Source organism: Calditrichota bacterium (genome assembly GCA_013112635.1).
Lineage (GTDB): Bacteria > Calditrichota > Calditrichia > Calditrichales > J004 > JABFGF01.
On sequence record JABFGF010000007.1, the window covers coordinates 211,535 to 236,820 of the forward strand.

Sequence of the window (25,286 nt, forward strand, 5' to 3'; positions counted from 1 at the left end):
TTAAGGCTCGATAAATTAATTGATGTTATTAACTATAGATTACATTGAATTATTTATCAACCCTTAATAATGGAGGAGGATTATTTATGTATTTGAATTTTGCTAACAATTTCATAGAGGTAATAATGCTTTTTATAGTGTTTCTTTTACCAATAGTTGCTTTCTCCCAAGTTAATACAAACCAAGATACAGCAGCATTTATTTTTGCTTATTATCCTAAAGACGGTATGCAATCCTTATTTCATGAAGGATATAAAAGACATCTTCAATGGCATAAAGAAAAAAAAGATAAAACTATTTGGTATGGTTGGTACGTAACAGTTGGTAAAAGAACAGGGATGTTTATAGATGGTGCTTTTGGTATCCCTTTTGCTGCTTTTGACTCAAGGATAGATCCTTCAGGTGATATGGCTGACTTCATCCAAACTACAGCTCCTTTTGCTGATATTGCATATAGAACAGTCTACACACTTAGATCAGACATTAGCACCGCAACACCATTAGAACACAAAAAACCTTCTGATTCCATTCAAGTCTTTTATTACAAAGTTAATTATGGCCATGAGAAAAAATTTGAAAAAACCATTAGAACAATAAATACAAATTTGAAACAATTAAAAGATGAATTGAAGCACACTTGGTATGAATTAACAGTTGGAGGGGATCAGCCGAGCTATTTACTAATGGTAATGCGAGAAAACTGGTCAAGTTATGGGACAAACAATGCTTTTTTGACAAACGTAATAGAAAAAAAAGTAGAAGCAAATGAAGTTGATAGAATTTTAAAAACACTCTCTGAGTCTGTCAAAGCAGTAGAAAGCGAGGTTTGGAAATACCAACCTGATCTAAGTTACATCCCTAAAAGTAAATAGATGAACATAAAATGATATTAGATCCTGGCAAACAAAGCCACAATGGAGGAGAATAAAAAAAATCTTATAAACCATTGTCGGTTAATAAATTAATGTGGGTGATAACATAAATTTCTTGTATTCTTTTAAAGAGAGAAATATTTGAGATAGGTTTATAATATGGTTGTCAAGTTTTCGGTAGTTTTATTAAATCTAAAATGTAAATTTCCTTTCTAATTCAGCATTAAAATTTTTATTGGAGGTTTTATGAATTCAGGAATAGAAAATACGCAGCACCCATCTATTATATATTATGACAGTGACTATCCTTCTGAAAAGTATTCAAAATACAAAAATAATTTTGATGAAATTGTTATTTCACAAGGGTTATCGAATGACGTGGAAAAATACAATAATTTAGCAAAACAATTTGGAAGTAATGTTTTAGAACTTTGTTGTGGTACCGGTAGGGTGGCAATTCCACTGGCTGAAAATGGAAACGACGTAACTGCTGTTGATTTTTCTTCTACCTTGCTCCAACAATTTCAAAACAAGATTAAACAATTAAACAATAAAATATCAAATCGATTAAAAATTATTAATCAAGATGTAACTAAATTATCATTGGAAAAGAAGGATTATGATTTAATAATTTGTGCCTTTAATAGTTTGCTATGCATCCCAGATTTTGAATTGCAACAGAAAACATTAATAAATGCTGCAAAACATATCCGCACAAAAGGTCTTTTGGCTTTAGATTTAATGAATCCACTAGTATTAAGTATTGCTGGCGATGAAACTCCTATCCCCTTTTTTACCAGAAAAAATCCTCATAACGGCAATATATATACACGGTTTGCGGCAAGGAGCAAGATGATGATTGATCAAAAACAAAAATTATATGGTTGGTATGATGAAATAGAAGATGATGGAAGCGTTAAAAGACAAAATTATGAAGTATATTGGAGACCAGTTTTTAGATATGAAATCCAACTGATGCTCGAAAAGGCTGGGTTTAAAATTGACAAAATCTATGGAGGACATTTGGATGAAACTTACACAGAAACAAGTGGGAAGTTATTTATCCAGGCCGTTAAACTTTGATTCTTAATTATTAGAGATTAAATAATGTTAACATTTAAAGAAAAATATGAAGCACTTTTAAGAAAAGATTCCACTTATGAAGGAATATTTTATGCTGCAGTTAAAACAACTATAATATTTTGTAGACCTACATGTCGTGCAAGAAAACCATTAGCCGAAAATGTTGTGTTCTATGATTCAGTTAATGAAGCACTTTTAAACGGTTATAGACCATGCAAAGTATGCAAACCGCTTGAACCACCCGGAAGTATGCCTAACGTCATTAAATATATTCTAAGTGAATTAGTTAATAGACCGTTTAAAAAAATAAAGGATAAAGATTTAGTCATTGCCGGAATAGAACCTAATTTTGTACGCAGATGGTTTAAAAAAAATCTAAATATGACCTTTCATGCTTACCAAAGAATGTACAAAACAAACAATGCTTTAAGGAATATATCAAAAGGAAAATCAGTAACGCAAACGGCATTTGATAATGGTTACGATTCATTAAGTGGTTTCATCGACAACGATAAATCAATTTTTGGCAAAGCACCAACCAAAGTAAATTATAAAAATGCAATTAATATTGTTCGTTTCACAACTCCATTAGGACCTATGTTTGGATGTGCTACATCAAAGGGCATTTGCCTTGTTGAATTTTGTGACCGTGATATATTAGATGTTCAATTAAGGAGTTTGGAGATTCATTTTAAAACACCAATTTTACCAGGTCAAAATAAACATTTGGATACGCTTCAAGTAGAATTAGGTGAATATTTTCAAAGAAAAAGAACTTTCTTTACTGTACCATTACACATACAAGGAACTGATTTTCAGCAAGAAGTTTGGTCATTCTTAAAATCTATTCCATATGGCAAAACCATATCCTACAAAGCTCAATCTATAAATATGAATAAACCAAAAGCAATAAGAGCAGTTGCTTCAGCGAATGGGTTAAATAAAGTTGCTATCGTTGTTCCTTGTCATAGGGTAATTGGTAGTGATGGGAAATTGAAAGGGTATGGAGGTGGTATAGCTAGGAAAAAATGGTTAATAGAATTCGAAAAAGGTAATATTTTAAAAGGATCATAGATTTTCTGCTAACATGATTTAATCCATGTATTGGGTTTTAACATGCGTGAAGAAATTATGTCAACTCTTTTCTCTTAAGGCTTACCCATAAAAATGCAGTAATACCAAATTAAGTAGATTCTAAGTAACTTTATTATATTTTTGAGTTTAATAAAATCATATTGGAAATAATTTTTCACACAATTATATTTGTACATTACAAATATAATTTTTATTCTTGTTGAGATTTTAAGTGAGCTAAAAATACTAACTTAATTACGGAAATAAATGAATAAACTTTTTAACCGTAATTTTATTTTATTATGGCAGGGACAATTAGTAAGTCAAATAGGGTCTCAAGCTTTCGTAATAGCCATGACATTTTGGGTAAAACATGAAACAGGCTCAGCAACATTGGTTGGAATGCTTATGATGATATCGCACTTACCCGGTGTTATATTAGGACCACTAGCTGGTACAATTGCAGACAGGTATTCTCGCCGTCGAATCATCATTTTTTGTGATTTGATAAATGGAGGAGCTGTTCTAATTGTTACTGTTTTTTTATTTTCTGATCCTACCGCCAAGACATTAATTCTTATATCACTTTTCATTATAGCAACCATTGTTGCAAGCGTTGGTTCCTTTTTTAGACCCGCAATTACAGCTGCAATTCCTGATATTGTTCCGAAAAATAAAGTTTCTACTGCAAACTCGTTAATCCAGTCTTCAGTTCAAATTGCTACGTTTATTGGCCAAGGGATCGGAGGAGTCCTATTTAGGATACTAGGTGCTCCTTTTCTTTTTCTTTTTAACGGAATAAGTTACTTTTTTTCAGCGGTTAGTGAACTGTTTACAACAATTCCTCAAACTCTGCCAGAAAAACCATTAAACTGGCAAGAGACTTTAAAAGCTTTTAAAACAGATACAATTAAAGGCTTAAATTATGTATGGAAATCGAGAGGAATGAGGTCACTTTTTCTAGTTGCAACAGTCCTTAATTTTTTTGCAATGCCATTCTTTGTCTTATTTCCTTTTTATGTAGAAGATTTTATGAAAGTATCAGCAGATTGGTATGGTTATATACTTGCTGCGTTTGGAATTGGATCTATAACGGGATATACCGTATCAGGCACAATTCAGCTTAGAGGGAGGGCCAGGAGTAATATACTTATTGGTGTACTTATAGTAATGTCATCTAGCTTTTCTTCTCTATGTGTGGTTTTCATTCCGTCAATAGTTCTAATTATTGTTTTTTTTATTGGAGCTCTCAATGGTTTTTTTAATATAAATGTAATTACAATTTTGCAAATAACTACTCCAGGCGAAATTAGGGGAAGAATTTTCGGACTCCTAAACACTCTCACCATGGGACTAGCACCAGTAGCAATGGGATTTTCTGGTGTAATTGCTGATTTATCCAATCAAAACATTCCTAATATTTATTTAATATGTGGAGGAATATTATCTGTAATTTCGTTAATGGTGTCAAAAAACAAAGCATTTAGAGACTTTTTGGCAAAAGAGTAAATATTTTAGCAACAATTATTTGTATTATACAAATAATTGATTATTTTTTCCATTTCAAAACAAGAAAGTCAATTTTACAGTAAGGAATTTTTATGCAGGCCATTGGAAATACCCCACTATTAAAACTTGAAAGGTTATCTGAACCAAATTGTGCAGAAATATATGTCAAATATGAAGGTGGAAATCCTACAGGTAGTATGAAAGACAGAATGGCGTTATCAATGATTGAGGGAGCTGAGAGAAGAGGAGAATTAACAACTGGTGGGAGGGTTGTTGAATATACTGGAGGTAGTACCGGTAGCTCTTTGGCAATGGTTTGTGCAACAAGGGGATATAAAGCACATTTCGTTTCTTCAAACGGTTTTGCCGAAGAAAAACTACAAACAATGAGGGCTTTTGGAGCTACAGTAGAAATAATTCATGCTGAAAATGGTATTTTAACAGCAGAGATAATAGACAAAATGATTGCGAGGGCAAAAGAGTTAATAGGTCAACCTAATACATTTTGGCCTGACCAGGTTAACAATCTTGATAATAAAAAAGGTTATCATAAAATGGCTTTTGAAATTATGGACGTTCTTGGAACTGAAATAGATGAGTTCGTAATGGCAGTAGGGGGAGGAGGTTGTATTTCAGGAAATTCCGAAATTTTAAAAGAAAAAATACCATCAATGAAAACTATTGCTATAGAACCATTTTACGTAAGAAATATTTCTGGCGGTGATACATCTGGAAAGCATGCTTTGGAAGGAATAGGTCTTTCATTTATTCCAACTATACTACGTAAAGATCTGATTGATGATGTAATTCCTGTTAAGGATGAAGATGCTTATAGGACAGCTAATGATTTAGCAAAAAAAGAAGGGATTTTCGGAGGAATAACGTCAGGTGCCAATGTTTGGGCAGCAATTCAAAGGGCTAGAATTATCGGTGCAGGGAAAAAAATTGTAACAGTGATTATTGATTCTGGATTAAGATATCTCAATGGTGATTTGTATAGATAATAATATGTTTTAACTGCTATGAGAAGAGAAAAATATTATTCAAGGATAAAAGATTAAGAATTGGTTATTTAAAAGGAGTACAGATATATGAAACTAATTATAAACCTTTTGATTATGTTATCCACGCAATTAATATTGGCTGGAGAAATACGTGATAAAGAAGTTATCAACGAAACGATTAAAATCTACATTGAAGGCCAACGCACTGATAATCAGGAGCTCATAAAAAAAGTATTTCATTCGGATGCAAATTTAAAGTTTATTAGCATTAGAGATAATGAATATAAAATTATTTCTATTGAAAGGTATCTAACTTTTTTTTCGAATAAAAAAGAGAGAGAATTTGAAGAGAATATCTTCTATATAGATATAGTTGGCACAGCAGCCAATGTAAAGCTATCTCTAAAATATGAAACATTTCAATACACTCATTATATGAACATGCTTAAAACTGGAGAAGGGTGGAAAATAGTAAATAAAATTACTTGTCAAGAAAATTTTTGAAATGAAGCTAGTCGAGACGGTGCTAATAAATGAGGTAAATAAAGAAGATACTTGGTGAACAGTAAGTTAACGGAAAACGAAAAAAGAAAATTGGAATGATTATGTTTTAGGATTCATGATATTGAGTTTTAGAGAAGACGAGAAAATGGCATTGCTATTTTTGAAGCAGCTAAAAATACGTTGATCTAAATTAGGATTAGGTTATGAAAAAAACATTTTTATTAGTATTAATAATTCTCACAGTTAAAAATTTGATAGCGAAAGATGTTGAATTCAAACCGCATTTATGGTCAATAAACGATCCTGAAGGAGGTTTAATTACTACATACATGGGGAGAAAAAGTCTATTTCTATATCAGGGGTTTGCCTTTTTAAAAGGTTTATTGCTAACGGATGGGACTATTGAAGTAGATTTTAATGCACATGGTAACAGGGGCTTTGCGGGAATAGTTTTTAGATCAAAAAATAAAGAATCACACGAATTAGTATACCTGAGATGTCATTTGTCTAATAAACCAAATGCAATACAGTATGCACCAAGATTTAATGGGGTTATGGGCTGGCAACTTTATAGTAATAAAGGGCACATAGCTAATACAGAAATACCGCATAACAGATGGATTCATCTAAAATTAGAAGTTAAGGGTAAAAAAGCATTCTTTTATGTAAATGATTCTAGTGAGCCAGATTTAATTATAACAGATTTAAAACAAAAAGTTTCTGAAGGGGAAATAGGACTTTGGGCTTTGAACGGACCTGGACACTTTTCTAATTTCAGTTATACCAAAACTGATCCAGAACCAGTTGAAGTTGAATTGAATCAAATTAAACCAATAAATCCAAACTTTATTGATAGATGGAAACTCTCAAATGTTTTTAAGGAGGGTGATTTAAATATTGATCAGATTGATAATGATTTTCTTAAAAAGTTAGATTGGGTTGATGTAGTAACAGATCAGAATGGTATGCTAGATATCTCAAAATATAGAAAAAAGATTACGCAGATTCATTCAAGCCCGGTCAAAAACGGCTGGGATGATGTAATTGCACTGAGTACAATTACATCCAATAAAAAACGAACCATTAATTTATCATTTGGATATAGTGATAAAATCAAAATCGTAGTAAATGGCAAACTGATGTTTCAAGGAAATAATTCATTCAGATCGAAATCTCCTAGATTTTTGGGAATTGTAGGTGTTAATAATGAGACATTGACAATTCCATTAGTGAAGGGTGAAAATCAAATATTATTTGTTGTTACTGAGCAATTTGGCGGATGGGGTTTCATTACTAAATTTGAAAAGTAAATGTAATCATTTTGTTTCAATATGTCTCATGTTAATAAATTTATATGAAAGAGATATTATAATTTACTCCACTAAGAACCAGCACAACAAGTTAAATAATATGGAAGAAATTATAAATCATTTACAAACGATAATAGTGATTGCTCTTATAATATTCTATTGTAATCATTATATAGATTGGTAGTATATATGACTTTTTACACTATTCTAAGTCTTGCAGGAGCAATGTTTTTACTGGCACTTACCCCTGGTCCTGGAGCTTTCACCTCTTTTACCAGTTCATTAAAGCATGGGTTCAATCATGCAATACCAATTGTAATAGGTATTGTAATAGGCGATATTTTTTTCCTTCTAATGGCCATTTATGGTTTATCAGCTATTGCGGATTCCATTTTCGAATTATTTATTATAATTAAGTACTTAGGAGGAGGTTATCTAATATGGCTTGGAATTAATTCATGGAGGTCTAATAATAGTAGTACAGTCATGAAAGAACCATCGAAGATTTCTAAAAGCTCTGGTTTTCTTACAGGGCTATCAATTACTTTAAGCAATCCAAAAGTAATCCTTTTCTACCTTGGCTTTCTTCCAACTTTTGTCAATCTACGAGAATTAACTAGAATGGAAGTTGCAATTATTGCCATAGTTGTGAGTGTTGTTCTTGCTTCAGTAATGCTTTTCTATGCATACTCAGCATCAAAAGCTAAGCAATTATTCTCCAATAAAACAACACAAAGAAAGATGAATCGTATTGCCGGGAGTGCTTTGATTACTACTGGGGCTGTATTAATAGTCAAAACTTAACAATCTTATCAAGAGCTTATTTACAGAATAACGCTTTATGTTAAAGATTCTATTGCAATTGATCAACTATATATAAAGGTGTTTTTTGTATTGAGGTGTATAATGAAACAATATCTGTTTGTTTATGGAAGTCTTGGGCGTGGTGAGCCAAATGAACATATCCTCAATACAATTGGGGGGATATGGGAAGAAGCTGTTGTTAAAGGGCATCTCAAAGAAAAAGGGTGGGGTGCAAAAATAGGTTACCCAGGTATTGTTTTAAATGATACCGGAGCTAATATCAAAGGCCATGTATTTATATCAGAGAATCTTCATCATCATTGGGATGAGTTAGATAAATTTGAAGGAAAAGAATATAAAAGGATTTCCACGAAAGTACTAAGGAAAAGTAAAAAAACATGTGCAGCATATATATATGTTCTTAATAACCACATAATTGAAAAATGAGAAACACTAAACATGAAACAAGTAGGTTTATTAATACTCATCCTGATTTTAAGTAATACTTGCAGTGCTCAAGAATGGCAAAATATCAAATCTTTGGGTTTATGCTTGGATAGTTTGGTAAACAACCTGATTCTTGAAAAGAAAATCCCAAGTATCGCAATTGGTGTTGTAAAAGATGGAAAAACAGTTTTTGCCAAAGGGTTTGGTTTCGCAAATGTGGAAAAGGAAATACCCGCGACTAAAAACACAATTTACCAACTTGGATCTGTAACCAAAATTTTTACAGGATATTTACTAGCTAACTTAATTAACAAAAAATACATTTCTTTATCTGATTCTATAATTTCGTACTTTCCAGCATCAATAGAATTTCCTATTTCACCCACAGGTCAATTTGTAACAATTAAAGATTTAGCCACTCATTCGTCCGAGTTTCCGAGATACCCTGAGAATTTGAAGAGAATTGACCCAAATCCAATAAAAGGATACTCAAATGAAGAGATGCTGAAAGGGATTGAATTAGTTTCTATCGATACCGTAATAGGAGTCAGATACAATTATTCCAATTTCGGATATGGTGTTTTAGGAATAGCAATGGAAAACATAATGGGAAAATCTCTTTCAAAATTGATGTATGAAAATATATTCTCAACGTATTCTATGAAGAGCACTTCATTGATTTTCAAAGATGATTTTAAAGATAGGCTTTCAATTCCCTACTTAGAGGTATCCCCCTATAAAAGAACAGAGCCATGGAATATGGGGGCTTTATCTGGTGCCGGAAATGTTTATAGTTCGATTTTAGATTTAAATAAATTCATGATTATTATGTTGTCTAATAATGAAATCAATAAAATTCAGCAATCGAAATACTTTAAGATTAATGAAACATGGAGTTACGGTTTAGGCTGTTTTATAGTAGATTCGAAGAAAAGAAATACCCAGATCATATATCATGGTGGAGATATGGATGGTTATGCCTCATCTTTAACGCTCTACTTAGAACACAATTTGGGAATTGTAATTTTAACTAATTGGGGAGCAGGGCAAATTATTGGAGAGGCGTTCACAAAGATAAATGCAGAAATTGAAAATCATTATCTGGGGGCCATATAACAGAAAAGTGAATGAAAAACGAATATTTAAGACATACCATTTCAACTATAAACTATAGGTTTCAAAAAGCTACAAAAAACACAGATGATAAATTCGGTAGCTTCAACCTCGGAAAAGGAAGCAGAAGTATTAATGAGATAATAAATCACTTGTATCATATCTTACTTTTTACGAAAGCTTTTATCGAAAAAGAAAAGTATGTAGATGAAATCCCGGAGAAACTAAGTTTAACAATGGAAATTGAAAGGTTTAAGGTAGAATTGAAAAGAATTGACAATATTCTAAAAACCAAAGGGTTGAAAATTGAACACGCTAAAAGACTATTACAGGGGCCTTTTTCTGATATCCTAACGCATATTGGACAAATTTCTATGCTACAAAGATTAAATGATAAACCTATTGAAGGTGAAGATTTTTCTTCTGCACCAATTCAAACAGGACTATTATAAAAAACCTTGTGAAAAATAGCATAAAAATGTATCATCTTTTGAGGATACCGATACCAAAAAAAATAATTAATAGACCTAATATCAAAATTGGGCTAATTGTTTCATCAAAAATAACCCAACCCCAAATTAAAGCAAGCGGGGGAGTAACATAAGTTATCATGGACATTAATACTGGCGAAGTATTTTTTAACATCCAGAAATAAAGTACAAAGGCAATGGCCGTGCCAAACAGAGCCAAATATAAAATGGAAAAAATTGCATAAGCATCAAAAACCGGCTGCAAATCTGATTCATAAAAATACGAGATAATCAAGAATGAAATGGAAGTATAAAGCATAGGCAATGTGTTTAAAGTGATTGGATTAATTGTATTGCTTGCTTTTTTTGCTAATATTGTCCCCAGTGAAGAGAAAATCGGACCAATTAGAAAAGCTACCATTCCCCAAATAGCAAATTTGCTTGAATCCTCAAATTCAATTTTATCCCAGAAAATAATAACTATTCCAACAAATCCTACAAAAACGCCTGTAGCTTTTTTTAAACTAATTTTTTCTTTTGGTAATAACCAGGCAGAAAATAGTAATACATAAAATGGAAATACGGAAAACAAAACACTTGCTAACCCGGAGGAGATATGTTGTTGCCCCCAATAAACAAATGAATACCCTCCGGTAAATAAGATCATTCCAAAAACAAAAAGAAATAAATGCGTTTTTAGCGATTTAGGAAATTCAATTTTTTTTGTTATTGCAAATACTGATAGGAACAAAAAAGCTAAAATAAATCGTAATCCTGCTGATAAAAATGGTGGTAAAGAAACCAATCCAATTTTTATTGCCACCCAGGTTGAACTCCATATAAAACAAAGCAAAAAAAAAGTTATAAAAGGTAAGTATTTTTTTGAAAGGTGAGTCATATTGCAAACTGGTCTGTCATTGAGATAAACACTGACTTTTAACTTATTCACTTGTGTATTTTTTATGAGCTTTAATGGGTACTTTGGGCTTTAAATATAAAAACTATAGCCATTGGTTTATTTTACCACTATCCGCTATTAAACCATTTAATCCTAAAGCCACTCTAGCAGTACTTTTTCTAATCAATGCTTGTCCACCAAAGAAATATATTCTATCTTCACTCACCTTAAACATAACACTTAAGTACTGATACTGTTTATGGGATATTCCGACTTCAATTAAGCTTCGAATTCGCGTTTTTGAATTCTGTTCTCTGCATAACCATAAGTTTAAGCGGGCATTATTTTTTTTCATTTTACCCTTAACCCCATAAAATTTTGTTGGGGTTGTAAACAAATCCCCACCACCGCGATAGTAAATTATTGCTTGGTAAGTTTTGTCACGATATAACTTAAATCCTCTTGAAAAAACCCATGATTCAGATTCTGAGGAAATATTACCAACACATTCAAGACAATGAGTTTCAACAAAAGGTCTTCTTCGAACAAGCTTCCAAACTCCACCAGTTTTTTTCGTTTGTTCAATTTCTACGACACTGAAATCATCAGTATTTGGCCTGAATCCAAATATGTAAGGACCTTTTTCAAAATCGAACTCTAAATCATATGTAATTGCCATTTCAACCTCCTCATTTCTTTATTGGATAATTCGCTTATTTAAACATTGCTGTTGAAAAAAAATAATTTTAATTAGTGTTAAATCTTTAAGTTACTACCACCAACATGTTAGATTTAATACAAAAAAAATTAAGTCTTATTGAAAAAACAATTCATTATTAGCAACAAACTTTAGCCTCTTCATTAATAGATGATTTAATTTTTCTGATTTTTGTAACGAGTTGTTTAATATTTGAAAGTGTTGTATTTGGGCTCATGAAAACAAGTCTTAGATATCGCTTATTATTAAACATTGCTGTTGTAAAATAATAGCTTCCTTCAGTAGACATTTGGTTTCTTATTTCAATTTGAGTTTTATCTTCGCCCTCAATTCTAAAACAAAGTATATTACTTTGTGGGTGAACAGGGCATTCAAAATCTTCGAGTTGATTTATATAAAAATATGCTTCCTCCGTAAGTTGATATCGATCTTCGATAAAATCGGCAAGCCCTTTTTCTCCAATAGCACCTAGTACAAAAAATAGTTTTTCTCCTAATCCAGATTTTGTAGTTTCAATTGTTCTTTGAATTAAATCAAATCCAGGCTGTATTTTTTCATGAAACAAATAACTAGCTTCTTGGTGAATTCCTTGATCTAAGTATCTATGGTCGCGAACAAGAAGCGCAGCGCATAATGATGGTACTTGAAGTAATTTATGTGCATCCCATGTGAGTGAATCTGCCTTATTAACTCCTTTTAATAAGCCTTTATACTTATCAGAAACCAACGCGCTTGCTCCATGGGCTCCATCAACGTGGAACCAGATTTCGTTTTTATTACAAAAATCAGCTATTTCTTCTAATGGATCATAAATTCCTACTGATGTGCTGCAAGCATTTGCAACTAAAGCGATTGGTTTTTTGCCATCTTTAATTAGTTTTTTGTAGGTGTTTTCTATTTTATCAGGAATAATAGCCCCATTATTATCAATATCAAGTGCATAGATCGAGTTTTCTCCAATACCTAAAATACCAGCGGCTTTTGACAAAGAATAATGGCTTTCTTGAGGCAATAAGATTGCAAGGTTAGAAGGATTCCCATTTTTCCATACATCTGGGGCAATTTTACTGCGCGCTATAATCAAAGCTGTGAGATTTGCTATTGATCCTCCATCAACAAATACACCGCCACCAAACTTCGAATCATAATATGTTTCATCTATTTGGGTAGGAGATTTTTTCCAGCCTATTTTTCCTAGCATCCAATTTACTAAAAAATATTCTATGCTTGCAGAAGCTGGCCCCATTTCATAAACGTTAGCCACATTATTTGTGAAGCTATTTATAAAAGCTCCTAAAGCGCTTGAATAGTGAGGGGCTGCACATTGATGTCCGAGATATAATGGGTGGTGCAACCTAGTAGAATAAGAGAGATATTTTTTTAAAAAGGTGGATAGGTTTTCACCGGTTAATCCACCGCGAGAGGTGTAGCCTTCTAAATTTAAGGCTGAAATAATATCTTTCAACTTTTGTTGGTTAATTACCTGTTTTTTGTTAGAAACAGAATCATCATAAAATTTTTTTAAACCTTGAGCAACAATTTGAATATCAAAATCAAATGTCATGCGTTAGTCTCCTATAAATTGACAGAGCATTATTAATTGTTTAATTTAGTTGTAACATACAAATAAAAACTCTGGGGTGCAATTTTTCTGAACTTAAAATGAAATTCTTGAAAATCCGAAATTACTGAGAAGGGGGCAAAGTGTGTTTTCAAAAAGACGTGGACGCTATAAAGTGGAAAGTTCATTTCAAGTCGTCAAGAGATAAAGTTTTTAAAATGCTCATTACGGATGATGGAAGAGCAAAATTTTGGGCTGAGTCTGCGGTCGAAACAGATGGTCATGTAGATTTTATTTTTCCTAATGGAACGCAATGGAGAGGAAAAATATTGGAGAGAATTGAAAATTCGGTTTTTAGTGTCAAATATATTGGAGATAGTAAAGTTACTTTTTTTTGGAAGCTGATGACAATGGAACAGATCTCACGCTGATAAATGAAAACGTCTTATCAAAAGAAAGATGTGAAGTGATTGCTGGCTGGGTTTCTGTACTTTTATCTTTAAAAGCCGCTGTTGATTATGCTGTAGATTTAAGAAACCATAATTCAGATAGGACATGGGATGACAACTATGCGGGAAATTAATATTGTTGGCAATGATGAATTCATTCACGAACTTTATTTATGTATTTTTTAGACTACTTAAAATTTTTGGTCATTAATTTTTTTAGAAAGTTATGATATATAAAAATCAATAATCTAACAGTTGAAGTTTAAAATAAAGGAAAATTAGTAACCTTTAGAAGTCAATTGGATAAAAGGACTTCAATCGCTTTTTCAAGAACCAAATCCTTTCCATTTCTTAAACTTTCTGGGGTTGGTACACCTTGATATCAGGTTGAATACCAAATCCCTCAAATGATGATCCATCAGGGAAATATTCGCGCTTGGTTCCGATTGCAACTCCCATTCCATTTCCAAATGACTGAACAAATGGTTGACCCGTACTGCCAGCTGTGGCTCTCCCTACTAAAATCGCTCTTCCATTATCCTTAAATGGCATTATAAAATCTTCCGAAGCAGAATGACTCCCCTCATTCATCAATATTACTATTTTTCCCAGAAAAAGAGAATCACCTTTCTCAGGAAATGATGACCATTTTAAATGAGGTTTCAGAAATTCAGCATAATTGGGATCTGTTTTTGCATAGTAAGAATGGACAGCAATATGTAGTGGAGTTGATTCTGTCCACCAACGCCATTTTCTTTCCATTAATGCCCCAATTAATTTTAAAGGTGAACTACCACCACTATTATTTCTTACATCAATTACTAAGCTATGCGCATTCTTAAATTTGGATAGAAGTAATAATGCTTTCTTTTCAAAACGATTTTCACTCCATGCGGGTATTTTAATATATGCTATATTGTTTTCAATAATCCATCTCCCTGATGTCTTCATTGTTTTTTCTGGTGATTTGATTGTATTATCTTTACTGCGATTGATTTTAATCTGTTTTCCACTATTAAGCGTAATTTTGTATTTTACTGGAAAAAGAAAACGTTGCCAATAATCAAAAAGGCGATAACGGCGGTATCTCTCAGTTGACGCTGATATATATTTTTTATTTTTTTGATAAAAAAGCTCAATTGGAACATTATTTATAGCTGAAATGGTACTTCCAGGATGTAAATTGTCAATAGAACTTTGGTCAATTATCCATTGTCCACTTATATATCTAACTGAAAAGCCATGAAAGCCACCAACATCTTTAAGTAAATCAGTATCCCAAAATCCTGAATGGCTGTTATTAAGATCGGCAACAAATTTTAGTGAAGCCATAGAAAATTCTTTACGGGATTTAGCAGTCATTGCCTTATTCAAATATGATTGAAAGGCACTGTCTAAATCAAAATCTGGAATATTATCCCAATGAGCAAAGTTTTTCTTAATGGCAGAATAAATCCGACCAGCAAAATAAGCTCTATTTTCTATTGATAGAGTATCTTGAGATTTTGCTGTTTTATCAATTGATGGCTTTTGGACTTTATTGCTTGCAAAAAGTACTCCGGACGTTATAACCATAATAACTAACATATATTTCATTTGACGCAATGAGATATCTTTAAAAATCATATAATTTCTCCATAACATGAATAACTTAAAATAAAGTATTTTATTTTGATGTAATACTTTATTAGATTTAAATTTTTTTGACAATATATACCAATATGAGTAAGTTATTTGTAACTTGCAAATAAAATGAAAATAAAGCAAACCAAGAGAAAAATAATGAAAGACCAAGTTTCAGTTTTTCATGAGCAGATTGTTGAATTAATTAAAAAATATCAATTTCGTGATCGTGATCAGATTCTATCTTGTGGAATTTCTGTAAGCCAGTGCTATATACTAGAAACACTACATACTCATGGATCTTTAACAGTTGGAGTACTTGCAGAAAAGATGTATCTATCAATTAGTACAATAACTAGGGTAGTGGATCAGTTGGTTAAAAAGGGATATGTTATTCGAGAACAGGATACAAATGATGGGAGGGTTTATTTTAATAAAATGACAAAATCGGGTGAAGAAGTATATTTGAAATCTTGGGATAATATTTTTAAATCAGAAAAAGCAATTCTGGATAACTTTGATTCAGAACAAAAAGAATTGTTGATTGATTTTTTAAAAAAGCTCAATAAGTCTGTTTCTGAATGGCATAGTACATGTAAAGTATAAATAATATTTTTTTGAGGTGATATTTGTAATATACAAATAGATTGAGTCTTTTTAGTTCTTCAAACGTCTCTATGAATAAACTTTAACTCTATAATGAGTAACAGAGTTCTATATAATTTCAATAACCCAAAAGGATAAAAATGAAATACTGTGTAATTTTAATACTAAGTTTGTTTATAGGGTGTATAGAAAATACTAAACCTACAAATATTACATTAGGCTATGCCAAAGAATTAGCAAAAAAGACTCTTATAATTGATGGACACATTGATTTACCGTATAGGCTTAAAGAACATTATGAGGATGTTTCTAAAAAAACAATAAATGGGCATACAGATTATCCGCGCTTAATTGAGGGAGGTTTGGATGCACCTTTTATGTCAATCTATATTCCGGCTTCATATAAAGAAAAGGGTGGAGGTAAAGATTTGGCTGACAGTTTAATAGATATAGTTGAATCATTAGAATATAAGTGGCCGAAAAAATACAAAATAGCGCGATCTGTAAAAGATGTAATAACAAATTTTAAAACTGGAATAATTTCTCTGCCAATGGGTATGGAAAACGGAAGTGGGATTGATGGTAATCTAAAAAATCTGCAACATTTTTATGAAAGAGGTATACGGTATATTACTCTTACTCATTCAAAAAACAATCTAATTGGAGGTTCATCTTTCGATAAAAAAAGAAGTTCGGATGGCTTAACAGATTTTGGGGTAGATGTTGTAAGAGAAATGAACCGATTGGGTATAATGGTTGATATTTCCCATGTATCAGATTCCACTTTTTATGATGTCCTCAGAGTTAGTAAAACCCCACCCATAGCTTCTCACTCATCGTGTCGGCACTTTATACCAGGTTTAGAACGCAATATGAGCGATGATATGATAAAGTCGTTGGCTGAAAAAGGAGGGATTATTATGATTAATTTTGGATCATATTTTGTGAATTCAAAATTTCAAAAGTTATGGGATAAAGCAGATAAGATAGCTAAAGAGAATGACTATAACAACGAGAAGCGAGCAGATATACTCAAGAGAATGAAAAATGAAAGTAATTTAGAAATTTCAATTGATGAAGTTGTTGAGCACATTAAACATGTTGTTAATCTTGTTGGTGTTGATCATGTTGGTTTTGGTTCTGATTTTGATGGAGTTATTAATTTACCAAATGGTCTGACAGATGTTTCTATGTATCCGAATTTAATCTATAAATTATTAAAAAATGGGTTTACAGAATCAGACATTGAAAAAATATGTTCTGGTAATATTATTCGTGTTTGGAAAAAAGTAGAAGGCAATTCAAAGCAAATTAAAACGAGAAAGTTCTTACCAAAAGGGACAAAATTTTAAATAAGGCCATAATGACATTAACTAAAATAAAAACGAACAAAAGAATAGCCAAGCCATCAGATTTTGAAAACATTGCAGTTCTGTTAAAAAGTTCTAACCTAACAACAATTGGTGTGAAAGAAAATATTGAAAACTTTGTTATTTTAATTTATCAAAAACAGATTGTCGGAGTTGCCGGTTATGAAGTTTATGGTGACAAAGCATTACTGAGATCCGTTGCTGTTGAAAAAAGAGTTCAGGGAAATGGTTTTGCTAAATCATTGGTTAAAGAACTAATCTCAATCATTAATAAAGGAAGGTTATCAGATGTATATTTGTTAACAGAAACAGCACCAGATTTTTTTCGATCGTTTGGATTTAAAGAGGTTTCGAGGGATGTAGTTGATGAAGGTATAAAATCATCTGAAGAATTCCGATCTATTTGCCCTTCAACAGCAATTTGTATGAAAATGAGTATCAAAAAATAATTTTTTTATTTATACATTTGTAGGTTACAAATACAACTATGGAAAAACAGAACAAATCAATTTACACTTTAGCTGTTCATGCCGGTGAAAATCCTGAAAAACATTTGGGAGCAGTCAACACACCTCTATATAATTCATCAGTTTTCATTTTTCCAAATGCAGAAAGAGGAGCACAGATTCATGAGGGGGAGGTTGATGGTTATTTCTATGGCAGGATGGGAAATCCGACTCAATCTGCCATTGAGCAAGCAATGTGTGAGTTGGAGGGTGGTGAAGCCGCTCTGTCATTCGCATCTGGAATGTCAGCTATATCATCACTATTATTCTCAGTTTTAAAACCAAATGATCATATCATTATCCCAAAGTCAATTTATGCGACTACTCATCAATTGTTTAAGCAACTTCTTAATAAATATGGGATTTCAGTAACATTTATTGACGCAACAAATGCAGATAACTATCACAAAGCTTTAAACAAAAATACAAAAGCCTTTTATCTTGAAACCCCATCAAATCCGATTCTCAGCCTGATAGATATAAAAGCTGTTACTGATATCGCAAAGGCTAACAATATTTTGACAATTGCTGATAATACATTTGCAACACCTTTTAATCAAAATCCAATTGACCTTGGTGTCGATGTAGTTGCTCATAGTGCAACAAAGTTTTTAGGTGGGCATTCAGATTTAATGGCAGGAGTTTTAGTTGGTTCTCAAAAAATAATAAATAACATTAGGTGGAATACAAGTAAAATACTTGGTGGAACTATTTCCCCTCACAGTGCCTCTTTATTATTACGAGGATTAAAAACATTTGCTCTAAGGATGGAACGGCATAATTCAAATGCATTAACAATAGCATCTTTCCTCTATTCGCATCCCAAAATTAAAAAAGTTTATTATCCTGGACTACCTTCAAATGCTCAAAATCAATTGGCAAAGAAACAGATGTATGGTTATGGGGGAATTGTTTCTTTTGATGTTGGTGGAGTTGAAGCAGGACGAAGGTTAATTAATAACCTTGAATTATGTTCGCTTGCAGTTTCATTAGGCGATGTGGCAACCCTAATTCAACATTCTGCCTCAATGACTCATGCTAGTGTTTCTGAAGATGAAAGAAATAAATCTGGAATTACAGATGGATTAATTAGGTTATCAGTTGGCATTGAAAATGTTAATGATATAAAAGAAGATCTGAATTTTGGTTTATCTTTTATTTAATTGAAATTTAGTAATAAAAAATGTTTGAGTTTTTTTACATATTTACTTGTGTACTACAAATAAATGTAAATAAAATCTACTAATAGTTGGAGAAAAAATTATGGTAAATATAATCAAACTGTGTTTTGTTTTAATATTTTTTACTGAGGGTTACGGAGAAAATACTGAGCTTGAAAAAGAAGTATGGAATACGGTGCGTTCTTATAATGAAGCTTTTCAGAAAGGAAACTTTGAAGAATATCTAAGTTACTGGCACGTTGACTATATAAACATAGGAAATGTAGCTAAAATACGAACTCTAATTAAGAATAACAATATTGTTGACCTTAAAATACGGCCTATAAAAACTAAGATAATTAATGATGGTGAAGCAGCAGCTTTAATTTATGAATTGACATATAATATAATAAATGGACCTAAAAATAAAGAAACCAAAAGTTCTATTAAAAGAAATGCTTTGATTAATGAAGATGGAAAATGGTTGATTGTAAATGATAGTGAAACAAACGATTTTAAAAAATCTCCTGAAAGCCAAATAAATAATGGTGATACAAAGTGTTGTGTTAATAATTCTGTGTGTTGTGATCTTCCTTAAAAAAGACAGGGCAACTTGTATTTAACAATAACAACTATATTATATTGGAGTAAAAATGGAAAATTTTTTTAAATATTCCTTTACAACATACTTTTTTTTATTTGTATTTCAACTTCAACTTTTTGCACAACTAACTTCAAGTCCAACAAACCCAAAGGATGCAAAAATCGTTTATGACGATGTTAAAAATTTTATTGACGCTTTTAAATTGCTTAAGTCCAATTCAGATACTGTTCAAATTTTACAGGAAAATTACATTGAAAAAGGTACACCTGGGTTAAAGATTTTTATAGAAAAATATGGATTAACTGCACAAAAATTAGCAAAAAAAATAAAAGAGTACCCGGAGGATTATGCGGCAGTTGGCGTGAAAATGAAATGGCTTCAATCAAGAGAAGCTGACATACGTTTGTATTTTAAAAAATTGAAAATTTTTATTCCGAATGCTGTCTATCCACCCACATATTATCTAATAGGACGTAGAAGAGGTGTAGGCTCTGGGTCAATTGAAGGGCAGCTAATTTCAATAGAAAAAAAAGCAGTTGATACAGTTGATGTTGGAATCGAAGGTCATATAATTCACGAACTAACACATCTTAATCAGTTACATGCCATAGGATCTTTGGATAAATATTTAGCTATTTATAATAAAGAAAAAAGTCTTTTGGCGATTAGTATCCGTGAAGGAGTTGCAGATTTTTTCGCTGAATTGGTAACAGGTGAAGGTAAAACGGAAGCACGCAACTATTTAGCTAAGCATGAAATGCAAATATGGAAAAGATTTGAAGCTGATATGTATGAAAGAGATACAAAAGATTGGATTTGGAGTAAACCTAAATATTTAGAACAACCACAAGACCTGGGATACGTTATTGGTGCAAAAATTGTAGAATATTATTATAAACACTCAACTGATCTTGATGAGGCTGTAAAAATAATTCTATCAATTACTGATTATCGAGAGTTCTTAGAAAAGAGTCAATATTATAAAAAGTTTCTTAAATAAAGATTATTATGACTGTTCTACCTACTTAGGTTCAATTTTGAAAACATCAAAAAAAGGAACTGAAAAAAGGTATGTTTAAAAATGTGATTCTTTACGCAGATGATGATCCAGTTTCATGTTTTATTGTTGAAAAAGTTTTAGAGAAATCTGGATATAAGATAATTAGAGCTATAAATGGACTCGAAGCAATTCAAAAATTCGAATTATTTGAAAATGAAATTGATTTGATTCTTATGGATATGCAAATGCCCGTAGTAGATGGTTATAAAGCGACAAAGCAGATAAGAAAAAAGAATTCAGCTGTACCCATTATTGCATTAACTGCATTTGCTTTATCAGGGGACAGAGAAAAATGTATTGAATGTGGCTGTACTGATTATTTATCAAAACCTTTTAATAATGATCAGTTAATTAAAATTGTAAATCACCATTTAGGAAAACTGCACGCCTAAAGAATGGAGAGAGAATGTCAGAAGAAAATAAAACAAAAATATCAAGAAGGAAAATGTTGAAAGCCACTGGTGTTGCTTTAGTTGCAACAACGAGCGGTCTTACTGGATTAGCAAGCCAGAGTTGTTCGATAGATCAACCGAAAAAAAGGTTGGCAATGGTGATGGATTTGGAAAAGTGTATAGGATGTAATGCCTGTTCAGTTGCATGCAAAGCTGAAAATGGAGTGGCATTAGGGGGATTCCGGACAAAAGTCTTAGAAAAAGAAACAGGCGAATATCCAAATACAAAACGTTTTTTTTTACCTATGATGTGCAATCATTGCAAAGATGCACCCTGTATACCTGCATGTCCTAATGATGCAATAAGTCAACTAAAAAATGGTATAGTAGATATTGATAAAGAAAAGTGTCAAGGATTTCAACTATGTATCAAAGCTTGCCCATACGGAGCTATTTACATAAATCCTGATGAAAGCCCAAATGTAGATATGGCTAACTACCCATCAAGGGCATTTGCAAAAGCAGATAAGTGTAATTTCTGCAAACCAAGGGTTGATGAAGGGTTAGAACCTGCATGTTCAGATACATGTCCTACAGGAGCTCGGATTTTTGGGGATATGTCAGATGAGAAAAGCGAAGTTTATAATATAGTTAAAAATGAGCATCTTTCAGGCTTGCTTGAAAAAGAAGGGACTGGGCCACAAGTATTTTACAGAGGTGGTAATAAAGAAGTGTTCGACGTTAAAAAAAGTATAAACAAAATGAAAGGATAATTAAGGAGGGGAATGAGAATAGAAATTGTCCCATATAAACCAAAATATTATAAAATTTTTAATGAGCTTAACAAAGAGTGGATAAACGCATACTTCAGAATGGAAGCGGCTGATTTAACTACATTAAACAATCCTACTAAATATATAATAGACAAAGGTGGCTTTATTTTTATTGCACTGTTTGACGATCAGCCAGTAGGAGTGGTTGCTATGTTAAAAATGAACGATCCATTATATGATTTTGAATTAGCAAAGATGGCTGTTTCTCAGAATTTTCAAGGAAAGGGAATTGGGTACCAATTAGGTGAAGCTGTTATTAGAAAAGCTAAAATGGTAGGAGCGAGAAATGTTTATTTAGAGAGTAATACCAAGTTAAAGCCAGCCATTGCATTATATAAAAAGCTAGGATTTAAGAAGATTGCTCAACATGAAACTCCTTACGAGAGATGCAATATTCAAATGGGTATAGAATTATTTTAACAACAAATGCATAGGTCATTTTAAGAAAGTCTTGAAGCGTTTTAAAGCAAAAAGAGAATAAATATTACAAAGGTTAATCATGGATCGTAGAAAATTTGTAAAAATTGCAACAATTGGGTCAGCTGTAATCTTTCAGAACAAGAAATCATTTGCCCAAGAATCGAACAAATCAATGAAAGACGAAAACCGTGCCTCCAGTCTAAGTGGGGAAAGAGAAGCAATACCTTCTGCCTGCTGGCAATGTGTATCCCGGTGTGCGATTGTTGGGTATGTTGATAATGATAGATTAGTAAAAATCGAAGGAAATCCAAATTCTTTAAGAAACGAAGGGAAGATTTGCGCAAAAGGGCAAGCGGGTATAAATACAGTTTATAATCCCGACAGAATAACTTATCCTCTGAAAAGAATTGGAAAACGTGGTAGTGGTAAATGGGAAAAAATATCATGGGATGAAGCATTGAACCTGCTTATTAATGGAGGCAATATTGAAGGAACAAAGGTGAAAGGTCTTAAAACATTGAAGGATCAGGGTACACCCGAAAAATTTTTATTCCACTATGGTCGAATGGTTGGCTCAGATTATCTAATAAATGTGAACTACTTTTTAAAAGCATACGGTACAGCATCTATTGGGAATCACGATTCAATTTGCCTTAATGCTGGTGCGATAGCCTATATGTTATCTGGAGATGTTAGTGCAAGCGAACAATTTGATGATGCAAAAATCATCTTAAATTTTGGAAGGAGTTTGATTGATGCTGGGCTTGATCATGTACCATTTATTCGTAGAATTACCAAGATGAAAGAGAAAGGAGCAAAGCTAATTACATTTGATGTTCGACTCTCAAACACAGCTGCAAAATCTGATGAGTGGGTGCCCGTAAAACCAGGTACTGATTTAGCAATAGTATTAGCAATGTGCCATGTATTGTTAAAAGAAAATTTATATAACAAGTCTGAAATTGAAGAAGCAAGTAATGTCTCAGTTAAAGAATTAAAAAATCATTTGGAAGAGAATACTCCTGAATGGGCGGAGAAAATATCAGGTGTTCCAGCTGAGAAAATTAAAGAGATTGCGATTGAGTATGGAAAAGCAGAACAGGGAATCTGCACGGCTTTCAGAGGAACCTTTATGCACTACAATGGTGTTCAGGCTCAAAGGGCAATATTTATGCTTGATGTAATTGCGGGTAACTTAGGCCCTAAAAAAAGGATTGAACCAAGACCTAAATGGAACTATTCATTTCCAATTCCACAAAAGAAAAATAAACGACTAAATTTATTTATTGGGGAAAATGATCCTTATGCAATTCCTGATGGAGATGTTTCACATCAAATAGTTCATTGTATTAATAAAAATCAAGATAATCCTGAGATATATATGGTTTACTGCCACAACCCTGTTTATTCCAATGGAAATTGCGATGAGAATATTCGTGTTTATAGCGACACGGAAAAAATTCCTTTTTTAGTTTCTGTCGATGTGGCCTTAAGCGAAACGACAGAGCTTGCAGATTTAGTTTTGCCTGATGCAACTTATCTGGAACGATGGACTTTGGAAGGGAAACAAACTCCTGATGGAATACCTGAGTATTATATCCGCCAACCATTAAGTGAACCTATAGGAGAATCCAGAAACTTTGTCGATGTGGCCTGTGAAATTGGTGATAAATTAGGTTTAGGCTTAGGTTTTTCTTCTTCAGAAGAATTTGTAGAAGCAACATGCAATAATACTTCCGGAATTAAGGAAGTCGGCGGTTTTGATTACATGAAAAAACATGGTATTTGGCATGATTATAAGGCCAAAGTTTCAACTGAAAAACGGTCTAAAATACAATTAAAATCAAAGAGGCTTGAAAATGAAGGTTTTTCTTCAATTCCTGGTTGGATGCCAATACCTGAGCATAAAAAAATGAATTCAGAAGAATTAGTTTTAACAACATTTAAGGTCAATGTTCAAACACACTCCAGGACTCAAAACTGTAAATGGCTAACTGAATTATACCATGAAAATCCAGCCTGGATTAATACAAAAACTGCGAAAGAAAAAGGAATTGAAAATGGCGATTGGATCAAAATTAAATCGAGTATTGGAGAAATGATTACAAAAGCTAAAGTTACGCAAGGAATTCACCCACAAGCTATTGCTATCTCAAATCATGCGGGGCATTGGGCTTGGGGAAAATATGCTTCAGGAAAAGGATCTTTTGTTTTTAAATCTGAAATGGATGTAGAAAATAAATGGTGGAAAGAAAAGGGTTCACATGTAAACAAAATTATTCCCAATGTCGGCGATCCAATAGCAGGTTCAATGTGTTGGAATGATACCGTTGTAAATGTTTCTAAAATATAAAATGGGTCGGTGATAAATAATAGTGAAGGAGTAGTTTAATGAAACAATCAATTGTACATGTAGCTTTAGTTGTTAGAGACTATGATGAAGCCATAGAGTTTTATACTAAAAAGCTCCATTTTACTTTAATCGAAGATATTTATCAACAAGAGCAAGACAAGCGCTGGGTGGTTGTTTCTCCTCCTGGGTCGATTGGTACAACACTGTTATTAGCCAGAGCCTCAAAACCTGAACAGGAACCTTTTATTGGTAAGCAGTCTGGAGGTAGGGTTTTTCTATTTCTCAATACTGATGATTTTTGGAGGGATTACAACGAAATGATCTCTATCGGGATTGAATTTGTAAGAGATCCTAAAAAGGAATCATATGGTATGGTAGCAGTTTTTAAGGATTTGTATGGAAATTTATGGGATTTACTTGAACTGAACAAAGATCATCCTATTTCAAAACGAATGACGTAAAACCAATTTCCTGATGACATTTTTACGCTGTTAGGAATATTGGCTAATTCAAGGGTTATTCTTTCTCACCAAAAAAAGTCAA

The 25,286-nt window shown here is 32.4% G+C and carries 27 protein-coding genes; 23 read left to right on the plus strand and 4 right to left on the minus strand.

The features are described from left to right. Window positions 1-86 precede the first annotated feature (86 nt). From HND50_17690 to HND50_17740, 11 genes are all read left to right on the plus strand, one after another. Window positions 87-872, plus strand: a complete 786-nt coding sequence (locus tag HND50_17690) for a hypothetical protein (protein NOG47078.1) — start codon at window positions 87-89, stop codon at window positions 870-872. A 246-nt stretch (window positions 873-1,118) separates the two neighbouring features. After that, window positions 1,119-1,955, plus strand: coding sequence for a class I SAM-dependent methyltransferase (locus tag HND50_17695; protein ID NOG47079.1), 837 nt, complete (start codon window positions 1,119-1,121; stop codon window positions 1,953-1,955). 24 nt (window positions 1,956-1,979) lie between these two features. Further along, on the plus strand, window positions 1,980-3,029 hold the full coding sequence (locus HND50_17700; GenBank protein ID NOG47080.1) for a methylated-DNA--[protein]-cysteine S-methyltransferase: 1,050 nt from the start codon (window positions 1,980-1,982) through the stop codon (window positions 3,027-3,029). Between the two features lie 267 nt (window positions 3,030-3,296). Next, window positions 3,297-4,538 (plus strand): MFS transporter, encoded by a 1,242-nt coding sequence (locus HND50_17705; protein ID NOG47081.1) that lies wholly within the window; start codon window positions 3,297-3,299, stop codon window positions 4,536-4,538. A 92-nt stretch (window positions 4,539-4,630) separates the two neighbouring features. Continuing rightward, window positions 4,631-5,542: a cysteine synthase family protein gene (locus HND50_17710; protein ID NOG47082.1), complete on the plus strand. Its 912-nt coding sequence runs from the start codon at window positions 4,631-4,633 to the stop codon at window positions 5,540-5,542. 87 nt (window positions 5,543-5,629) lie between these two features. Further along, complete coding sequence (locus HND50_17715) at window positions 5,630-6,046, plus strand: hypothetical protein (protein NOG47083.1); 417 nt, start codon at window positions 5,630-5,632, stop codon at window positions 6,044-6,046. A gap of 203 nt (window positions 6,047-6,249) precedes the next feature. Then, the gene (locus HND50_17720; protein NOG47084.1) at window positions 6,250-7,356 is read left to right on the plus strand and encodes a hypothetical protein; all 1,107 of its coding nucleotides are present in this window, start codon (window positions 6,250-6,252) and stop codon (window positions 7,354-7,356) included. A gap of 189 nt (window positions 7,357-7,545) precedes the next feature. Beyond that, a complete protein-coding gene (locus HND50_17725) occupies window positions 7,546-8,160 on the plus strand; it encodes a LysE family translocator (protein NOG47085.1) in 615 nt (204 codons plus the stop codon). A 102-nt stretch (window positions 8,161-8,262) separates the two neighbouring features. Next, entirely contained in the window at window positions 8,263-8,607 is a 345-nt protein-coding gene (locus tag HND50_17730) for a gamma-glutamylcyclotransferase (protein NOG47086.1), read from the plus strand. A 12-nt stretch (window positions 8,608-8,619) separates the two neighbouring features. Next, window positions 8,620-9,723 (plus strand): beta-lactamase family protein, encoded by a 1,104-nt coding sequence (locus HND50_17735; GenBank protein NOG47087.1) that lies wholly within the window; start codon window positions 8,620-8,622, stop codon window positions 9,721-9,723. Window positions 9,724-9,734: 11 nt separating this feature from the next. Then, window positions 9,735-10,172: a hypothetical protein gene (locus HND50_17740; protein ID NOG47088.1), complete on the plus strand. Its 438-nt coding sequence runs from the start codon at window positions 9,735-9,737 to the stop codon at window positions 10,170-10,172. Window positions 10,173-10,203: 31 nt separating this feature from the next. Here HND50_17740 and HND50_17745 read toward each other — a convergent pair whose 3' ends face one another. From HND50_17745 to HND50_17755, 3 genes are all read right to left on the minus strand, one after another. Next, entirely contained in the window at window positions 10,204-11,139 is a 936-nt protein-coding gene (locus HND50_17745) for an EamA family transporter (protein ID NOG47089.1), read from the minus strand. Window positions 11,140-11,191: 52 nt separating this feature from the next. Beyond that, complete coding sequence (locus tag HND50_17750; GenBank protein ID NOG47090.1) at window positions 11,192-11,767, minus strand: hypothetical protein; 576 nt, start codon at window positions 11,765-11,767, stop codon at window positions 11,192-11,194. Between the two features lie 157 nt (window positions 11,768-11,924). After that, complete coding sequence (locus HND50_17755; protein NOG47091.1) at window positions 11,925-13,370, minus strand: aminotransferase class I/II-fold pyridoxal phosphate-dependent enzyme; 1,446 nt, start codon at window positions 13,368-13,370, stop codon at window positions 11,925-11,927. A 391-nt stretch (window positions 13,371-13,761) separates the two neighbouring features. Between HND50_17755 and HND50_17760 the strand changes: the two genes are divergently transcribed. Beyond that, complete coding sequence (locus HND50_17760; GenBank protein NOG47092.1) at window positions 13,762-13,950, plus strand: hypothetical protein; 189 nt, start codon at window positions 13,762-13,764, stop codon at window positions 13,948-13,950. 217 nt (window positions 13,951-14,167) lie between these two features. Here HND50_17760 and HND50_17765 read toward each other — a convergent pair whose 3' ends face one another. Beyond that, window positions 14,168-15,442: a hypothetical protein gene (locus tag HND50_17765; protein NOG47093.1), complete on the minus strand. Its 1,275-nt coding sequence runs from the start codon at window positions 15,440-15,442 to the stop codon at window positions 14,168-14,170. A gap of 126 nt (window positions 15,443-15,568) precedes the next feature. Between HND50_17765 and HND50_17770 the strand changes: the two genes are divergently transcribed. The 11 genes from HND50_17770 to HND50_17820 all read left to right on the plus strand — a co-directional run bounded on the left by HND50_17770 (window position 15,569) and on the right by HND50_17820 (window position 25,204). Then, window positions 15,569-16,045: a MarR family transcriptional regulator gene (locus tag HND50_17770; protein NOG47094.1), complete on the plus strand. Its 477-nt coding sequence runs from the start codon at window positions 15,569-15,571 to the stop codon at window positions 16,043-16,045. 134 nt (window positions 16,046-16,179) lie between these two features. Beyond that, entirely contained in the window at window positions 16,180-17,397 is a 1,218-nt protein-coding gene (locus HND50_17775) for a membrane dipeptidase (protein NOG47095.1), read from the plus strand. Window positions 17,398-17,408: 11 nt separating this feature from the next. Then, window positions 17,409-17,864 (plus strand): GNAT family N-acetyltransferase, encoded by a 456-nt coding sequence (locus HND50_17780; protein ID NOG47096.1) that lies wholly within the window; start codon window positions 17,409-17,411, stop codon window positions 17,862-17,864. A gap of 38 nt (window positions 17,865-17,902) precedes the next feature. Beyond that, window positions 17,903-19,084, plus strand: a complete 1,182-nt coding sequence (locus HND50_17785) for a PLP-dependent transferase (protein NOG47097.1) — start codon at window positions 17,903-17,905, stop codon at window positions 19,082-19,084. Between the two features lie 100 nt (window positions 19,085-19,184). Continuing rightward, the gene (locus HND50_17790; GenBank protein ID NOG47098.1) at window positions 19,185-19,679 is read left to right on the plus strand and encodes a nuclear transport factor 2 family protein; all 495 of its coding nucleotides are present in this window, start codon (window positions 19,185-19,187) and stop codon (window positions 19,677-19,679) included. Between the two features lie 55 nt (window positions 19,680-19,734). Continuing rightward, window positions 19,735-20,685: a hypothetical protein gene (locus HND50_17795; protein NOG47099.1), complete on the plus strand. Its 951-nt coding sequence runs from the start codon at window positions 19,735-19,737 to the stop codon at window positions 20,683-20,685. 71 nt (window positions 20,686-20,756) lie between these two features. Continuing rightward, complete coding sequence (locus HND50_17800; protein ID NOG47100.1) at window positions 20,757-21,137, plus strand: response regulator; 381 nt, start codon at window positions 20,757-20,759, stop codon at window positions 21,135-21,137. Window positions 21,138-21,151: 14 nt separating this feature from the next. Beyond that, complete coding sequence (locus HND50_17805) at window positions 21,152-21,910, plus strand: 4Fe-4S dicluster domain-containing protein (protein ID NOG47101.1); 759 nt, start codon at window positions 21,152-21,154, stop codon at window positions 21,908-21,910. 12 nt (window positions 21,911-21,922) lie between these two features. After that, window positions 21,923-22,390 carry a GNAT family N-acetyltransferase gene (locus tag HND50_17810; GenBank protein NOG47102.1) on the plus strand — a complete coding sequence of 156 codons (468 nt, stop codon included), beginning with the start codon at window positions 21,923-21,925 and terminating at the stop codon, window positions 22,388-22,390. A gap of 79 nt (window positions 22,391-22,469) precedes the next feature. Then, entirely contained in the window at window positions 22,470-24,743 is a 2,274-nt protein-coding gene (locus HND50_17815) for a molybdopterin-dependent oxidoreductase (GenBank protein ID NOG47103.1), read from the plus strand. Between the two features lie 38 nt (window positions 24,744-24,781). Next, a complete protein-coding gene (locus tag HND50_17820; GenBank protein ID NOG47104.1) occupies window positions 24,782-25,204 on the plus strand; it encodes a VOC family protein in 423 nt (140 codons plus the stop codon). The last annotated feature ends 82 nt before the right edge of the window (window positions 25,205-25,286 follow it).

Bases quoted from the DNA above. Each gene is read 5' to 3' on its own strand.
- HND50_17815 (NOG47103.1), top strand. From the start codon at position 22,470: ATGGATCGTAGAAAATTTGTAAAAATTGCAACAATTGGGTCAGCTGTA.
- HND50_17755 (NOG47091.1), bottom strand. From the start codon at position 13,370: ATGACATTTGATTTTGATATTCAAATTGTTGCTCAAGGTTTAAAAAAA.
- HND50_17785 (NOG47097.1), top strand. From the start codon at position 17,903: ATGGAAAAACAGAACAAATCAATTTACACTTTAGCTGTTCATGCCGGT.
- HND50_17725 (NOG47085.1), top strand. From the start codon at position 7,546: ATGACTTTTTACACTATTCTAAGTCTTGCAGGAGCAATGTTTTTACTG.
- HND50_17800 (NOG47100.1), top strand. From the start codon at position 20,757: ATGTTTAAAAATGTGATTCTTTACGCAGATGATGATCCAGTTTCATGT.
- HND50_17770 (NOG47094.1), top strand. From the start codon at position 15,569: ATGAAAATAAAGCAAACCAAGAGAAAAATAATGAAAGACCAAGTTTCA.
- HND50_17790 (NOG47098.1), top strand. From the start codon at position 19,185: ATGGTAAATATAATCAAACTGTGTTTTGTTTTAATATTTTTTACTGAG.
- HND50_17720 (NOG47084.1), top strand. From the start codon at position 6,250: ATGAAAAAAACATTTTTATTAGTATTAATAATTCTCACAGTTAAAAAT.
- HND50_17765 (NOG47093.1), bottom strand. From the start codon at position 15,442: ATGATTTTTAAAGATATCTCATTGCGTCAAATGAAATATATGTTAGTT.
- HND50_17695 (NOG47079.1), top strand. From the start codon at position 1,119: ATGAATTCAGGAATAGAAAATACGCAGCACCCATCTATTATATATTAT.
- HND50_17740 (NOG47088.1), top strand. From the start codon at position 9,735: ATGAAAAACGAATATTTAAGACATACCATTTCAACTATAAACTATAGG.
- HND50_17730 (NOG47086.1), top strand. From the start codon at position 8,263: ATGAAACAATATCTGTTTGTTTATGGAAGTCTTGGGCGTGGTGAGCCA.
- HND50_17710 (NOG47082.1), top strand. From the start codon at position 4,631: ATGCAGGCCATTGGAAATACCCCACTATTAAAACTTGAAAGGTTATCT.
- HND50_17805 (NOG47101.1), top strand. From the start codon at position 21,152: ATGTCAGAAGAAAATAAAACAAAAATATCAAGAAGGAAAATGTTGAAA.
- HND50_17705 (NOG47081.1), top strand. From the start codon at position 3,297: ATGAATAAACTTTTTAACCGTAATTTTATTTTATTATGGCAGGGACAA.
- HND50_17700 (NOG47080.1), top strand. From the start codon at position 1,980: ATGTTAACATTTAAAGAAAAATATGAAGCACTTTTAAGAAAAGATTCC.
- HND50_17750 (NOG47090.1), bottom strand. From the start codon at position 11,767: ATGGCAATTACATATGATTTAGAGTTCGATTTTGAAAAAGGTCCTTAC.
- HND50_17810 (NOG47102.1), top strand. From the start codon at position 21,923: ATGAGAATAGAAATTGTCCCATATAAACCAAAATATTATAAAATTTTT.
- HND50_17780 (NOG47096.1), top strand. From the start codon at position 17,409: ATGACATTAACTAAAATAAAAACGAACAAAAGAATAGCCAAGCCATCA.
- HND50_17735 (NOG47087.1), top strand. From the start codon at position 8,620: ATGAAACAAGTAGGTTTATTAATACTCATCCTGATTTTAAGTAATACT.
- HND50_17795 (NOG47099.1), top strand. From the start codon at position 19,735: ATGGAAAATTTTTTTAAATATTCCTTTACAACATACTTTTTTTTATTT.
- HND50_17715 (NOG47083.1), top strand. From the start codon at position 5,630: ATGAAACTAATTATAAACCTTTTGATTATGTTATCCACGCAATTAATA.
- HND50_17690 (NOG47078.1), top strand. From the start codon at position 87: ATGTATTTGAATTTTGCTAACAATTTCATAGAGGTAATAATGCTTTTT.
- HND50_17820 (NOG47104.1), top strand. From the start codon at position 24,782: ATGAAACAATCAATTGTACATGTAGCTTTAGTTGTTAGAGACTATGAT.